This is a genomic window from Vibrio sp. Y10_XG_PY6 (assembly GCF_024181795.1).
Lineage (GTDB): Bacteria > Pseudomonadota > Gammaproteobacteria > Enterobacterales > Vibrionaceae > Vibrio > Vibrio diabolicus.
The window spans coordinates 45,675-59,661 of record NZ_JAMZAQ010000001.1; the positions used below are offsets into that span (position 1 = coordinate 45,675).

General features: G+C 45.3%; 14 protein-coding genes. 10 read left to right on the forward strand and 4 right to left on the reverse strand.

Annotation, left to right across the window (positions count from 1 at the left end; all coding sequences use genetic code 11):
- The first annotated feature begins 327 nt into the window (after window positions 1-327).
- The 3 genes from NL644_RS00235 to NL644_RS00245 are packed head-to-tail and all read left to right on the forward strand — an operon-like array spanning window position 328 to window position 1,958.
- On the forward strand, window positions 328-978 hold the full coding sequence (locus NL644_RS00235; RefSeq protein ID WP_005391967.1) for a Qnr family pentapeptide repeat protein: 651 nt from the start codon (window positions 328-330) through the stop codon (window positions 976-978).
- 9 nt (window positions 979-987) lie between these two features.
- Window positions 988-1,299, forward strand: a complete 312-nt coding sequence (locus NL644_RS00240) for a cupin domain-containing protein (RefSeq protein ID WP_114322652.1) — start codon at window positions 988-990, stop codon at window positions 1,297-1,299.
- A 38-nt stretch (window positions 1,300-1,337) separates the two neighbouring features.
- Complete coding sequence (locus NL644_RS00245; protein WP_046875594.1) at window positions 1,338-1,958, forward strand: HAD-IB family hydrolase; 621 nt, start codon at window positions 1,338-1,340, stop codon at window positions 1,956-1,958.
- Window positions 1,959-2,074: 116 nt separating this feature from the next.
- Here NL644_RS00245 and NL644_RS00250 read toward each other — a convergent pair whose 3' ends face one another.
- Together NL644_RS00250 and NL644_RS00255 are read right to left on the reverse strand one after the other, a co-directional pair.
- Window positions 2,075-3,253, reverse strand: a complete 1,179-nt coding sequence (locus NL644_RS00250) for a lytic polysaccharide monooxygenase (RefSeq protein ID WP_006740966.1) — start codon at window positions 3,251-3,253, stop codon at window positions 2,075-2,077.
- 215 nt (window positions 3,254-3,468) lie between these two features.
- Entirely contained in the window at window positions 3,469-3,909 is a 441-nt protein-coding gene (locus NL644_RS00255) for an Lrp/AsnC family transcriptional regulator (protein ID WP_114322653.1), read from the reverse strand.
- Window positions 3,910-4,023: 114 nt separating this feature from the next.
- On the opposite strand from NL644_RS00255, the gene NL644_RS00260 reads away from it, so the two are divergent.
- The 3 genes from NL644_RS00260 to NL644_RS00270 all read left to right on the forward strand — a co-directional run bounded on the left by NL644_RS00260 (window position 4,024) and on the right by NL644_RS00270 (window position 7,772).
- The gene (locus NL644_RS00260; RefSeq protein WP_006740964.1) at window positions 4,024-4,608 is read left to right on the forward strand and encodes a LysE family translocator; all 585 of its coding nucleotides are present in this window, start codon (window positions 4,024-4,026) and stop codon (window positions 4,606-4,608) included.
- A 256-nt stretch (window positions 4,609-4,864) separates the two neighbouring features.
- The gene (locus NL644_RS00265) at window positions 4,865-6,787 is read left to right on the forward strand and encodes a S9 family peptidase (protein WP_114322654.1); all 1,923 of its coding nucleotides are present in this window, start codon (window positions 4,865-4,867) and stop codon (window positions 6,785-6,787) included.
- A 211-nt stretch (window positions 6,788-6,998) separates the two neighbouring features.
- On the forward strand, window positions 6,999-7,772 hold the full coding sequence (locus tag NL644_RS00270) for a siderophore-interacting protein (RefSeq protein ID WP_253657860.1): 774 nt from the start codon (window positions 6,999-7,001) through the stop codon (window positions 7,770-7,772).
- 100 nt (window positions 7,773-7,872) lie between these two features.
- Here the strand turns inward: NL644_RS00270 and NL644_RS00275 are convergent, their stop codons facing one another.
- On the reverse strand, window positions 7,873-8,745 hold the full coding sequence (locus NL644_RS00275) for a LysR family transcriptional regulator (RefSeq protein ID WP_114322656.1): 873 nt from the start codon (window positions 8,743-8,745) through the stop codon (window positions 7,873-7,875).
- 79 nt (window positions 8,746-8,824) lie between these two features.
- Window positions 8,825-9,631: an arylamine N-acetyltransferase gene (locus tag NL644_RS00280; protein ID WP_054866732.1), complete on the reverse strand. Its 807-nt coding sequence runs from the start codon at window positions 9,629-9,631 to the stop codon at window positions 8,825-8,827.
- Window positions 9,632-9,924: 293 nt separating this feature from the next.
- Between NL644_RS00280 and NL644_RS00285 the strand changes: the two genes are divergently transcribed.
- The 4 genes from NL644_RS00285 (at window position 9,925) to NL644_RS00300 (ending at window position 13,984) form a co-directional block, all read left to right on the forward strand.
- On the forward strand, window positions 9,925-11,073 hold the full coding sequence (locus NL644_RS00285; protein WP_054866733.1) for an S-(hydroxymethyl)glutathione dehydrogenase/class III alcohol dehydrogenase: 1,149 nt from the start codon (window positions 9,925-9,927) through the stop codon (window positions 11,071-11,073).
- A 61-nt stretch (window positions 11,074-11,134) separates the two neighbouring features.
- A complete protein-coding gene (fghA, locus tag NL644_RS00290; protein ID WP_047009747.1) occupies window positions 11,135-11,974 on the forward strand; it encodes an S-formylglutathione hydrolase in 840 nt (279 codons plus the stop codon).
- A gap of 451 nt (window positions 11,975-12,425) precedes the next feature.
- Complete coding sequence (locus NL644_RS00295; protein ID WP_005391987.1) at window positions 12,426-12,881, forward strand: hypothetical protein; 456 nt, start codon at window positions 12,426-12,428, stop codon at window positions 12,879-12,881.
- A 5-nt stretch (window positions 12,882-12,886) separates the two neighbouring features.
- Window positions 12,887-13,984, forward strand: coding sequence for a GGDEF domain-containing protein (locus tag NL644_RS00300; RefSeq protein WP_109169350.1), 1,098 nt, complete (start codon window positions 12,887-12,889; stop codon window positions 13,982-13,984).
- The last annotated feature ends 3 nt before the right edge of the window (window positions 13,985-13,987 follow it).

The following is a 13,987-nucleotide window of genomic DNA, read 5'->3' on the forward strand; positions in this document are numbered from 1 at the left end:
TTGTGAAAAATATAGGTTTTTTGTATAGAGAAACGCCATACCGATCAACAAATTATGCAAATCGGATACAATTCTGTAATGAAAACTGTGCGTGTGAGAAGCTATGCATGCTCAAAAACACGAATCCTCTCGCTAAGGTCCGTAGCCAGCAAAAACTTTTTTCTTCCTCTACGTCTTCTATTTTCAAAAAATAACCCACTTAAAACGCTCGTTTGACCCCTTAAAATCGCGATTTGAGGGGTTTGTAAAACACTGAAATACAAGAAGTTATTTTTCTGGAAAATCAGTCACTTGGAGTGCTAGTCTGCTCGCAGATAAGGAGAAGACATGTTAAAAACCGATCTCATTTTTGAACGAGAAAACTTTTCTCATCACGATTTTCAGAATGCCACCTTTAAAAACTGCCACTTTTATATGTGCAGTTTCGACCATGCCGATCTGCGCGATGCTAAGTTCATCGACTGTCGCTTTATCGAATCCAAAGCACTAGAAGGATGTAGTTTTCGTTTCGCGAACTTAAAAGATGCTAGCTTTACGAACTGTATGCTGGCAATGAGCCTGTTTAACGGCGCAAATTGTATGGGCTTAGAACTGCGTAAGTGCGATCTCAAAGGGGCAAACTTCCAAGGTGCGAACTTTGCTAATCGCGTCAGTAACACCATGTTTTTCTGTTCGGCTTTTATTACTGGTTGCAACCTCACCTACTGTAACTTCGAGCGAGTGTTACTAGAAAAATGTGACCTCTTTGAAAACCGTTGGAACGGTGCGAACCTCGCAGGGGCAACTCTCAAAGGCTCGGATTTATCTCGCTGCGAATTCTCGCCAGAACAATGGGGAACCTTTAACGTTGAGCAATGTGATCTGACTCATGTCGAACTAGACGGGCTAGATGTTCGCCGCGTTTCTCTGTTTGGTGTTAAAATTTGTGATTGGCAACAAGAGCAATTGCTTGCGCCTTTTGGACTGATCATTATCTAAGGAAAGGCCATGAACCTGTTTAAAGACTTACCGAATAACCTCGACGAGGAAGTGTTCGAAGACCTGCTGACCCACAAAAACCTGCGTATAGAACGCATTGTCTCAACAGGGCAAACCTCGCCCAAAAGTGGCTGGTACGATCAACAAGAACATGAATGGGTATTGGTTCTTAAAGGAGCTGGAGAGCTGACTTTTGAATCAGGTGTAGTGCAACGACTTGAGGCAGGCGATCACGTGACAATTCCGGCTCATACCAAACACAAAGTGAGCTGGACTGACCCAACGCAAGAAACCATCTGGTTGGCAGTGTTTTATCAATAAACACAAAACGATCTTAAATCGAAAAATAGGCGCTGAATTTGCTCGATACTACCAAGCCGTCACTGGCACTGTTTGATTTTGATGGCACCATTACCCGAGAGGATATGTTTAGCCTTTTCCTCCACTATTCTGCTTATGGCCTGCGCAAGCGAGTAGGAAAGGTCGCTATCATGCCATTTTATGCGCTGTACAAACTCGGAGTGTTACCCGCTCGTCTTATGCGTCCGCTCAGCAGTTTTATTGCATTTTCAGGGAAAGAAAAGCAGCAAATTGAAGCGATTGGCGCTCAGTTTGCCCATGAAGTGATCCCGCTGTACTTACGGCCAGAAGCGATGGAAAGGTTGGCGTGGCATCAACACAGAGGCGATACCATTGTGGTGGTGTCGGCATCACTCAATGCGTATCTCAAGCCTTGGTGTGAAGCGAACGGTTACCGCTTGCTGTGCAGTGAACTGATCTCAGAACAGCCAAAACTGAGTGGCTTTTACCAGCAAGGTGATTGCAGTTTAGAAAGAAAAGTCTCGCGCGTTAAGGCGGCGTTTTCGCTCGACGAGTTTGAGTCTATTTATGCCTACGGTGATACACACGAAGACATTCCGATGCTCAAACTGGCAGACTACGCGATGCTCAACTGGATCGAGTGGAGAGCAAGCGAATAACGATATATGCTCTGATTTTCAAGACAACCACTCCGCCAAAGTGGTCGTTTTAGACTGAAAAAACAAACCCTTCTCATGTGAGAAGGGTTTTATTGATCAGGGCCCGAATAAATGGCTTAACGCCATACACCCCATTGACCCGTTGTGCCTGGTTCCTCACCAGACGTCCACCACTGAGCGGTCCATTCTTTACCGTTGTGCGTCACCACATCACCTTGGTCGTAAACAGCCGTCTTGTCCCACAAGTTGGTTGGTTCAACTGGTGGCGGTACATCCGCTTTGATCAGTGACAACGCATAACTGAAGTCTGCGCTTGGCGCTAATACTTGGTTCGCATTCACGTTCTTACTATCGAACATGTAGTGGTTCATCTCTTGATGCCAAATGCCCACATACCAATCGCCCGTTTGCTGCGCGTTAAATTGATCCGCAATTTCTGCCGCCCAAGTCGTCGTATTGTTTGCGCTGATTGGCAGTGAAATATCAACAATTTCATTGCCTGTCGCATTAAAAGTACGGAAACGGATGGTGTCACCCGCTTCTACTGGTCCAAAACCTTGCTGAACAAAGTAGCCCAGAGATGTCAGATTGTTGCCCGGTTCGGTTGGATCAACAGGGTCAGTCGGTGGCGTCGTGCCCGTTCCGTTTAACGTAATGTCACTACAGTTGTAGAAACCTTCACCAGCGACATCAATGCGCTGCCAACGAGTATAAAGCACCGCATCGCCCGAACGCTCAGCTGGGAAAGTCACCTGAATACGGTAGCGTTTTTCCGCATCAACATACACGTCACCTGCGGTGTCGATCAGCTCTAAATCACTCCAAGTAAGCGGTTTTGAATCATCATAGGTCGGCTTGGTGAGATAGAATTCCCAGTATGATGGGTTGTGCGGCGCCTTGCCGTAAAACACCAATTCAATCTGGTTATTTGCATCTGGTGTAACATTGGTGCGCTGCCAGTTTGGAGAAGGAATGTTCAAGCCTTTCTTAGCGGCATCGCCGGCAGAACACAGTTCGCCGTCACGGACTACGGCTTTAACATGTTCCATATCTCGGTAATTTGGTACGTTTGCTGCAATTTCACTGCGTTGCACAAACGGGTAAGCACCAGATTCTTCAAAAGCCGCTTTACACGCTTGGTTGGGGATCTCATTGGTCCAAAAACCACCGTCTAAATAACACGTATTCTGACGAGCACTTGGAAATTCTACCCAGCCGTGGGCGTTGACGTTAAATGAGCTCAATGCGGCAACAGCGCTTAAGCTCAAAAGAGGAAGTGTTACATGTGATTTCATCGTTCATCCTTAAATTTGCTGACTCGCCGCTCATGAACACAAGCGGTTTAAGCAAAACTAGCAGGATGAGATTATTTCGAAGGTGAGAATAAAGGTGGAAATTGTAAGAGTGCCATCTGCTTTCCAGCATTTGTTGTGTACTTATCTCATACTCGACTGACTCTTTCGAGTCACTTCAAATTCATGTGCCACAAAACCATGCCACTCTTGACCGACTAACGTTCGTCTTTCGGTGTGTCCATTACCACCATGGTTGTGATCGACTTGACGTGCTCACACTCACCCAGTACATCGGCATGGAACGCTTTATATGCGGCTAAACTTTGCGTTTCTACGCGTATTAAATATTCATTGGCTCCCGTAATATTGTGACATTCCACCACTTCATCCACAAAGCGCACGTGTTCTTCAAAACCAAGCTGTGCTTGCTTAGAGTGCGAGGCCAAACCAATCGACACATAAGCGACAAAACCCACGCCAAGTTGCTGATTATCCAGTACTGCTCGGTAGCCTTTGATCACGCCTTTACGCTCTAAATCTTGCACTCGGCGTAAGGTTGCAGACGGAGATAAACCAACGCGTTCCGACAGATCCACATTGGAGATTCTTCCGTCTCGCTTGAGCACTTGCAATATTCTTTCGTCAAATCTATCCATGATGATGTTTCATTGCTTATTTAGTTTCTAATCATCAAATAAAAGCACAATATTGACCTCAGTTCTACTTATAGTTGTTCTCAACTTATCGAGAACTGATTCAAGGAACAATCTATGGAATATCATCAACTGGGCGCTTTGGCGTTGTTCGCTTTTGTCTCCACTTTTACGCCGGGTCCCAATAACATTATGTTGATGACCTCAGGGGCAAATGTTGGATTTAAACGCACCATTCCACACATGTTGGGCATTACCTTCGGTTTTGGTGCCATGCTGATTTTAGTAGGCATTGGTTTGATGAGCCTCTTCAACGCTTACCCGATTACTCACTCCATTTTGAAAGTATTGAGCTTGAGTTATTTGCTGTACTTGACGTACAAAATCGCCACGAGCGGCAAAACCGAAGCAAAACACGATTTTCGCCCAATGTCTTTTTTAGGGGCGGTGGCATTCCAGTGGGTGAACCCAAAAGGTTGGTCGATGGCGTTGACGGCCATTACGGTATACACCAGTGGCGGTTCTTGGCTTGAACTGACTTTTATCGCCGGTATCTTCTGTTTAGCTAACTTGCCATCGGTAACATTTTGGACCGCGGCAGGCATGCAACTTCAACGCTGGTTGACCACATCTAGGCGTGTAAAAGGGTTTAACTATGGGATGGCAGCGCTTTTACTGCTGTCGACTATCCCAATGATATAGAAGACAAAATAGCCGTAAAACCGTGATCTAATACAAAGTTCAGGTAGATACTGAATCAATAATCACAATCTAACGCCACTTTTGGACAATGCCAGGGTCATAGTAGCGAAGCAATGCGCTATTTATTAAAAGCACACTAATCATAAGCCACAGCTATTTTTAATGTTCGTTGCTTGCTCGCAGTAACTGCGATGAATCTATCACCCTGGCCAAAAGCTCATGAGCTTAAGGTCCTTTACACAAGGAGCGTTACACAATGCACACTCGCAAGCTTATTCTTGCTGCCACTTTTGGATTATTATTGGCGGGTTGCAGTCAAACATCCACCACAACCAATGCTGAAGTCATTCCACCCGAGTATCCAGTGGATTATTTCTTTAAAAACAGCGAAGTTTCTAGCTATCAAATCTCTCCTGCTGGTGACTACATCTCAATGATGAAGCCATGGCAAGACCGTAAGAACGTCTTTGTTTATCCCACAGATAATCCCGATCAGATAAAACGCGTCACATCCGTAACAGGGCGCGACATCGCATACTACTACTGGGTTGGCGAAGACACCGTAATTTACTCTCGTGATACGGGAGGAGATGAAAACTTTTATCTCGTGACGGTTAATGTCAAAACAGGCGAAGAGAAAACCATCACACCGACATCCGGTGTTGTGGCATACGTCATCGACACACTAGACAATCAACCCGATGACATTTTGATTTCGAGTAACGAGCGTAACCCGCAAGTCTTTGATGTCTATCGACATAATCTAAAAACAGGCGAAAATACTCTCGTCGCGCAAAACCCGGGCAATGTGCGCTCATGGGGTACCGATCACGATGGCAACATTCGTGTCATCACCACATCAGATGGTGTTAATACCTCCGTTTTATATCGCGATACGGTTGAAGATGAATTTAAGCCGCTAAAGAATCTCACTTTCAAAGAGAGCTTTAGCCCCATTTCATTCACGCCGGACAACAAAAACTTATATGTGGCATCACGAATTACGCGTGATAAATCAGCCATCGTTGAATACGATGTAAAAGCCAATAAAGAAATACGAGAAATCTTCTCTCACCCGGAAGTTGACGTGAATAGCGCTCATTACTCTGAAGCGCTTAATAAGCTGGTTTCAGTCTCTTACGTGACAGATAAAAACCACTATCACTTCTTAGATGATTCCTACCAACAAACCTTCGAACGCCTCTCAGAGAAACTGCCAAATGTAGAAATTTCTGTAACCAGTGCGACGCGAGATGAAAGTAAAATGATTGTCGTCACCTACAGCGATGTCGATCGACCGAATTACTACTTCTACGATCGTAAAACAGACAAATTGGAGAAATTGGCAGAAAACGCTCCATGGCATAAGCCAGAACATATGTCGAAGATGACGCCTATCCAATACACCGCTCGCGATGGAGAAACCATTCATGGGTACCTAACGCTGCCGAAGGGTCGAGAGGCCAAAGATCTGCCTTTCCTTGTGCTCCCACACGGCGGTCCATGGGCTCGTGATCACTGGGGATTTCAGCCTGAGGTACAATTATTCGCTAACCGCGGTATCGCGGTGCTGCAAATGAACTTCAGGGGCTCAACTGGTTATGGTCGCGAGTTTTGGGAGAAGTCGTTTAAGCAATGGGGACAATCCATGCAGGATGACATTACCGACGGTGTCAAATGGGCTACCGAACAAGGTTACGCACAAGATGGCAACGTATGTATTTATGGTGCCTCTTATGGCGGCTACGCAACTCTGGCGGGGGTGACATTCACTCCTGATTTGTATAAGTGCGGAATCGACTACGTTGGCGTATCTAACTTATTTACCTTTATGGACTCCATTCCACCTTATTGGGCACCATTCCTTGCAATGTTACACGAGCAAGTAGGCAATCCGAATGATCCTGAAGATGCGAAAATGATGAAAGCCTACTCACCAGTGTTCCATGTCGACCAAATTAAGGCACCCTTATTGGTTCTACAGGGAGCACAAGATCCACGCGTGGTGAAGAGCGAGTCAGACCAAATCGTTAATGCACTGCGTGAACGAGGCGTCGAGGTCGAATACATCGTGAAGGAAAATGAGGGGCACGGATTCCGCTCTTTAGAGAACCGTCTTGATGGTTACCAAGCGATGGATAGATTCCTAAAAACACATTTACTTGAGCAGACTCAGTAAGCCTTTACATCGCTAAGTTCGAAAGGGCATGTTGGCGTGCCCTTTCTTATTTTTTCTACGTATTTTGCTCGCCCCAGTCCCCAGTACCACTTCAATACTCCAATAATCCAGCTCAATTCACAGTGTAAATTTATATAAAGACACTACCCTCTTATGAGAGATCTTGATAACCTTAAATGAGAAAGAGAATAATTATCGAGTAGAGTCAAAGATGAAGAAGAAGCCTCAACCTAAAACGATTGTTGTCACAGATACAGAGACAATTACCCCAAATATGCAGCGTATTACTTTGCAAGGTGAAGCGCTAAGCCAGTTTCCACGCGACTGCGAAGGTAGCTACATCAAGCTATTGTTCAATGAGATGGGCGGTACCGATTTGAGTACGCTAAGCGACGATGACCGACCATTAATGCGAACCTATACTATTCGTCGTTTCCATCCGGAAACACACACCATCGAAGTCGATTTTGTCCGCCACACCACACAAGATTTACAGTGTGGCTTTGCCGCGCGTTGGGCGATGGCCGCACAAAAAGGCGATACGATTAATATCGTAGGTCCAGGCAGTATCTCTAATTTGAATACCGAGGCTGACTGGTTCTTTATGGCCGCCGATATGACAGCACTTCCTGCTCTTTCAGCGAAAATTCGTACGCTACCAGAAGAGGCAAAAGGCTACGCCGTGATCAGTGTGATGTCTGCGGCAGACATCCAGCCTCTGCCCGCACCAACTGATATGGAGCTAATTTGGCTTACAGAAGGTCAAACCCTAGCAGAAGCGGTACGCGAACAAAAATGGCTAGATGGGGACGCTTCGATATGGTGTGCCTGTGAGTTCGATTCAATGCGCGCGCTACGCCAATACTTCCGCAACGAGAAAGAAGTTGATCGTGACAATATCTACATCAGCAGCTATTGGAAGCAAGGCGTGTCGGAAGACGGGCACAAAGTGATTAAACGTGAAGACGCGGAATCCAATCAATAGTAATTCATGTCTGTGTAATTCAGGCTCTCACCCAAATTAATAACGCCCGGCATCACCGGGCGTTTTAGCAACATACCTTGTAATGAGGTACTTTAAACCGCTAATCAACAAGCTCTTGCGCCAAAAAGTCGATCAATAACCGCACTTTTGGCGACAAATTGCGACTTTGCGGATACAGCGCCCAAATGCCTTCGCGATCGTCGCGGTAATCGGTCAGTACTTCGACTAACTCACCACTGTCTAACGCTTCTTGAACGTAGTAATCCGGCAGCTGCACTAAACCAAGATCGCGTTTCGCTGCATCCACCAAAGCAAAACCGCTGTTGCATTTAATCCTTCCCGACACGCGCAAAGACTTATCGCGTTTATTTTCTTTAAAGTGCCAATAGTCGACAGAGCCAACCAAGCACTGATGCCGTCCCAATTCCGACAACGTATGTGGCTCACCAAAACGCTCCAAATACATCGGACTGGCACACACGTAGGTTTGACGTGAGGAAAGACGCTTGGCGATCATGCTGGAATCTTGCAAGCGGCCAAGACGAATCGCCACGTCCACACCTTGCTCAATCAAATCCAGCTTTTGGTTGGTCAGCACTAAATCAAGATCCACACGCGGGTACTTTTCCAAAAACTGATGCAAAAGCGGCGCGAGGTTCATTTCCCCATACGTCACAGGAGCCGTCACGCGCAGCAAACCGCGCGGTTCGGTCTGCATTTGCGTTACGGCAAGCTCGGCCAGTTCTAACCCTTCCACCAAATGTTTACACTGCTGGTAATAGAGTTGTCCGGCTTCAGACAGGGAGACTTTCCGCGTCGTACGATGCAGCAATTTCACCGCAAGTCGTTCTTCAAGTGCAGATACCCGACGACTGATTTGTGCCACCGATGTTTTCAGCTTAGCTGCTGCTCCGGTAAAACTGTTGGTTTCCGCCACAGCAACAAATTCGCTGACCCCTTCCCAATTCGCCATGCTGTACTCCTGTCGACCTCTTCTAGACAAATAGTGATGAAAATGTTCTCGTCGCGCTACGCTTTGAAAACGGGAGAGTTTACACCTCAGGCAACGGACGAAGATCGCCGTACTGCGCATCAAGTTCAATGCCGAAGTGTTCTTTCAAGGCATCCAGATAAGCTTGGCCTGGCTCTAACTCCAATTCTGTCTGCTCACCTTGGCTAGTGTATTTGAGTGTGTAGTTAAGCAATGTCACCAACCCACTTTCTGTTGCTTTCGCCGCGACTCTTGCGCTGGTAAAACGCGAGTGAGGAGAAGTGGAAGTAAAAAAGTTGCCACACGCGATATCACCCGCAAACACAAACTCTAAATCGAAGCTATAAAGGTTGTTCCATGTGTCCGTTCCATCCGTTGACAACACTTGAAGGAAGTAACCAAACTGAGCATCTTCGACAAAGCGGAAGGTTTGTAAGTCCGTCTGGATCACTTGGTTGAGGATAAACGGCAATGGCGCGCGCGGCGTATTGGAGCCAAAGCCTACATCGACAATCCATGCTTGTTCATCCAGCGTTACCAACGTGATTTGATGACTACGGCCCGTTGGTGTGCCCGACACATGCACACGTCCTAGTAAACTGCGTGCTTCAAATCCGAGAGTATTGAGTACCTCAAGCATTAAGCCATTCAATTCAAAGCAGTAACCACCGCGAGAGTGATACACGGTTTTTTGAATGATGTCTTCAATCTCAACAGAGATGCCGCGCTGCAACGCAATATCAAAGTTCTCAAACGGCAGGCTGCGGTGCTGCGCCACGTGTACTTTATGTAATGTTTCTAAATCGGCAGGTAGCTCTCTTGGCAAACCGAGCTTGGTTAAATAGGCATTCAGATCCGTCTTGTTCATAATCACTCTTACTTCGCTGATGGGTTGATTGCGTTCTACTCTAGCCCCTCTACCTAACTTCAGGTCAACTGCCTTTTCCGCTTTCCCTTCCGCTTTGAGGAGACGTCACACTCTTATAATCTGCTCACCTTACCATTATTACGTATATGTAAAAATCATTTTCAAAATGGACGGATTATCATTTTTATTGAAACACCTAGAATAGATACCAACAAAACGACGCAGCGCAGTAAGCAAACCTTAACTACGCTTATTACGTCACTCCATATACTGAGAATATAAAGGAAAATCCAATGACTGTTGAAATCAAACCTGGTCAAACTCACATCAAATCCAAGGCAATGGTTGCATGGGCCGCTGGCGAACCACTGAAAATGGAAGAAGTGGATGTACAGCTTCCTAAAGCGGGTGAAGTGCTAGTGCGCATCGTCGCAACAGGTGTTTGTCATACTGATGCGTTCACTCTGTCAGGCGACGATCCAGAAGGCATCTTCCCTTCGATTCTTGGTCACGAAGGTGGCGGTATTGTTGAAATGGTTGGCGAAGGCGTTACCAGCGTTGAGGTTGGCGACCACGTGATTCCTCTTTACACCGCAGAATGTGGCGAGTGTAAGTTCTGTAAATCGGGCAAAACCAACCTTTGTCAGGCCGTTCGTGAAACACAAGGTAAAGGTCTGATGCCCGATGGTACAAGCCGTTTTTCTATCAACGGTGAAACCATCTTCCACTACATGGGTTGTTCTACTTTCTCTGAGTACACGGTACTCCCTGAAATCTCGCTAGCGAAAGTAAACAAAGATGCGCCACTTGAAGAAGTGTGTCTGTTAGGTTGTGGCGTAACAACCGGTATGGGCGCAGTTATGAATACGGCAAAAGTTGAAAAAGGCGACACGGTTGCGATCTTTGGTCTGGGCGGCATCGGTCTTTCAGCGATCATCGGTGCGCGCATGGCAGGTGCAAGCCGCATCATCGGTATCGATATCAACGAAAGCAAATTCGATCTTGCAAAACAGCTAGGCGCAACCGATGTGATTAACCCACAGAAATTCGACAAGCCTATCCAAGAAGTGATTGTTGAGATGACTGACGGTGGTGTTGACTACTCATTCGAATGTATCGGTAACGTAAACGTGATGCGTCAAGCACTTGAATGTTGTCACAAAGGTTGGGGGGAATCGGTGATCATCGGTGTTGCGGGTGCAGGTCAAGAGATCTCAACTCGTCCATTCCAGCTAGTAACTGGTCGTGTATGGCGTGGCTCGGCTTTCGGTGGTGTTAAAGGCCGCTCTGAGCTTCCAGAAATCGTAAACCGTTACATGGCTGGTGAGTTTGGCTTGCAAGAGTTCATTACTCATACAATGGGATTGGCTGATGTAAACAAAGCGTTTGATCTGATGCACGAAGGTAAGAGCATCCGTACTGTTATTCATATGGATCAATAATGCTGCCTCAGGCTCTCCTTTTGGGGAGCCTGAATTCATTCTGTTGTTAGAGAGTTTATTCATGACCATTGAAAATGTAAGCCAGGCCAAAGTGTTTGGCGGTTGGCACAAACAGTATACACACGAATCCAAAGCCCTAAACTGCACGATGCGCTTTGCGATTTTCTTACCACCAAATGCCACTAAATCGAACCCCGTACCCGCTTTGTACTGGTTGTCGGGCTTAACCTGCACCGATGAAAACTTTATGCAGAAAGCGGGCGCATTTCGTATGGCGGCCGAGCTTGGCATTGCGATCATTGCACCAGACACGAGTCCAAGAGGCGAAGGTATCGCTGACGATGAAAACTATGACCTGGGTAAAGGAGCTGGCTTTTACCTTAATGCGACTCAAGCACCTTGGTCACTGCATTACTTCATGTACGATTACGTGACTAAAGAGTTACCAGAGATCATTGAAAGCAATTTCCCTGTCTCAGAAGTAAAATCCATTTCTGGGCACAGCATGGGAGGTCACGGAGCATTAACCATTGGTCTGAAAAACGCAGAACAATATCGCTCAATATCGGCGTTTAGCCCTATCTGTAACCCAGTCCAATGCCCTTGGGGACAAAAAGCCTTTACTGCTTACTTAGGCAAAGATATTGAGAGCTGGAAACAATACGATGCAAGTGAGCTTCTCAAGCAAAAACCATCACCACTTCCTATTTTGGTTGATCAAGGTGATGCTGATGGCTTCCTTAACGAACAACTTAGGCCAGAAGCGCTGGTTGCTGCAGCAAAAGTGCATGATTCAAACCTGAACTTAAGAATGCAATCTGGTTATGACCATAGCTATTATTTCATCTCAAGCTTTATTGACGATCATCTCAACTTCCATGCGAAGTATTTGTTTGCCTAATTCATAGAAGTAACTTGATGAATTAAAAAATAAAGTCACCTACCTAGGTGGCTTTATTTTTGGTGCGTATTAACATACCAATCTTAAATAACATTGGAATAAAGATAGAGAACAATGTAAGGATGAAATCGGGTTTGCTTATACCTCAATCATTAACCCTTCTAATTCTCATTCACAATACAATTCATCGGTTGAAAATAGGATTAATTTCCATTAAAAATCTGCGAACTGACACGAATTCGTTATAGAGCGAAATAATAACGCATATTTCTGACCTTTTAATTAAGAAGTCACTTAATAACCTTGACGTACAGTAAACCGACAGTTACTTTTCAAACATAACATATTATAAAATCTCATCCGGTTGGCTCTATTATTACAATTACAAATAAAGTACCGCTAGCACCTTTGTCCTAGCTCAGCAAAAAGAATAAAACTCAAAGGGCATATGATGAAAAAGATAGTCGCGCTAGGTCTGTTTTTTGTTGCGCCATTCTTATCTGCAAGTACGATCGTATTTAGCAGTAGCCAACAACCTAGTGTCACATTAAAACTGGAAGAGATTCAATCTTTACCAACCACCAGCTACACAACCACGCTGCCTTGGATCCCTGCTTCTTCTGAATTTCTTGGGGTCAAACTTAGCACGCTCCTCACCCACGTCTATGGCAAAGTGCCAGAACAAGTTGATGTCAGTAGCTTGAATGACTATCACTCGACACTGTCTCGACAAGACATTCTTAGATACCAACCAATACTGGCTTACCAACAAGATCAACACTATATAAAAGTCAGGAATAAGGGGCCATTTTGGGTAATATACTCTCTTAGTCTCTATCCTGAGCTCAACTACAATAAATATCACGCGCAAATGGTCTGGCAAGTAAATGAGATGAAAGCAAAATAATAAGAATGAAGTTATCAGAACCCACCCATCAAAAGCAGAGAGCACCACAATACTCTACAACCAGTAAAATGTTGCTTGTGGTGTTTGCCACTTCTTTGCTTCTCGCAAATGTATTGCTTCTGCAGCAGACACGCGCACTGTCACAAAACTTTAATAATGAGCAAAAACAAGCGACCTGGTTTTTATTCCAACTCTCTAAAGAGCTTTCGGAACTTGTCGGAGAAGCGAGACGAGTCGATGAAAATGTATTAAATATCGAAGGTGCAGAGCTGCAATATGAATTGGCCTGGAGTAGATTCGATTTATTAATTAGTAGTAATGAAGCCTACACTTTTTTCTCTCGAAATAATATGCATCAGTATTTCATTGATCTTTTTGAGGAATTTCAGGGCCTGGAAGCGCAATTAGTTGAAGCAAGAACTGGCGATAGCCAAGCTGCGGCTCAATTTTATCGATCCACTCAAACACTGTACTTAAGCTTGGTCGATTTCGTTAATCAGAACTTTCGCCTAAGCAGCAAAGTCTATGAGGCACAGAAAGGAGAAACGCAACGGTTAATGCAAGCGCAGTATATGCTGTTTGCTACATTCGTTTTGTCGATCCTGTCTCTGACTTATTTCTTTTATCGTGAATCCCATTTCCATAGAAAACTGGCGCTCAGCGACCCACTTACTCATCTTGGAAATCGCAATGCACTATTTATCAACCTGAATGAGCTCACTCAAGAGAAAAGGCCTTTTTCTCTGTGGATTTTAGATTTAAATGGTTTTAAAAGTGTCAACGATACACACGGTCACCAAGTGGGAGACACCGTACTGCGTGAAATTGCTAGACGGCTTAAATCTATGGCGTTGAATGATTTTACCGTCTATCGCATGGGAGGCGATGAGTTCGCCGTCATCCTCGAAGGGGAGCATGTTGATGAAGAAGGCGTTCGTGAGCATATCAATGCGGTATTTGATGCGCCAATACTAAATTCCGACAACGTCGCAACACTATCAACCAGCATGGGCTTAGCGCAATACCCAAAAGACAGTAACAATGTTGACTTTCTTATCAGCATAGCGGATAAGCGCATGTACAAAATGAAATTTCAACGTTAAACG

Excerpts from the sequence above, each read along its gene's own strand:
- NL644_RS00265 (WP_114322654.1), top strand. The coding sequence starts at position 4,865 with ATGCACACTCGCAAGCTTATTCTTGCTGCCACTTTTGGATTATTATTG.
- NL644_RS00250 (WP_006740966.1), bottom strand. The coding sequence starts at position 3,253 with ATGAAATCACATGTAACACTTCCTCTTTTGAGCTTAAGCGCTGTTGCC.
- NL644_RS00285 (WP_054866733.1), top strand. The coding sequence starts at position 9,925 with ATGACTGTTGAAATCAAACCTGGTCAAACTCACATCAAATCCAAGGCA.
- NL644_RS00235 (WP_005391967.1), top strand. The coding sequence starts at position 328 with ATGTTAAAAACCGATCTCATTTTTGAACGAGAAAACTTTTCTCATCAC.
- NL644_RS00260 (WP_006740964.1), top strand. The coding sequence starts at position 4,024 with ATGGAATATCATCAACTGGGCGCTTTGGCGTTGTTCGCTTTTGTCTCC.
- NL644_RS00295 (WP_005391987.1), top strand. The coding sequence starts at position 12,426 with ATGAAAAAGATAGTCGCGCTAGGTCTGTTTTTTGTTGCGCCATTCTTA.
- NL644_RS00255 (WP_114322653.1), bottom strand. The coding sequence starts at position 3,909 with ATGGATAGATTTGACGAAAGAATATTGCAAGTGCTCAAGCGAGACGGA.
- NL644_RS00240 (WP_114322652.1), top strand. The coding sequence starts at position 988 with ATGAACCTGTTTAAAGACTTACCGAATAACCTCGACGAGGAAGTGTTC.
- fghA (WP_047009747.1), top strand. The coding sequence starts at position 11,135 with ATGACCATTGAAAATGTAAGCCAGGCCAAAGTGTTTGGCGGTTGGCAC.
- NL644_RS00280 (WP_054866732.1), bottom strand. The coding sequence starts at position 9,631 with ATGAACAAGACGGATCTGAATGCCTATTTAACCAAGCTCGGTTTGCCA.
- NL644_RS00275 (WP_114322656.1), bottom strand. The coding sequence starts at position 8,745 with ATGGCGAATTGGGAAGGGGTCAGCGAATTTGTTGCTGTGGCGGAAACC.
- NL644_RS00300 (WP_109169350.1), top strand. The coding sequence starts at position 12,887 with ATGAAGTTATCAGAACCCACCCATCAAAAGCAGAGAGCACCACAATAC.
- NL644_RS00270 (WP_253657860.1), top strand. The coding sequence starts at position 6,999 with ATGAAGAAGAAGCCTCAACCTAAAACGATTGTTGTCACAGATACAGAG.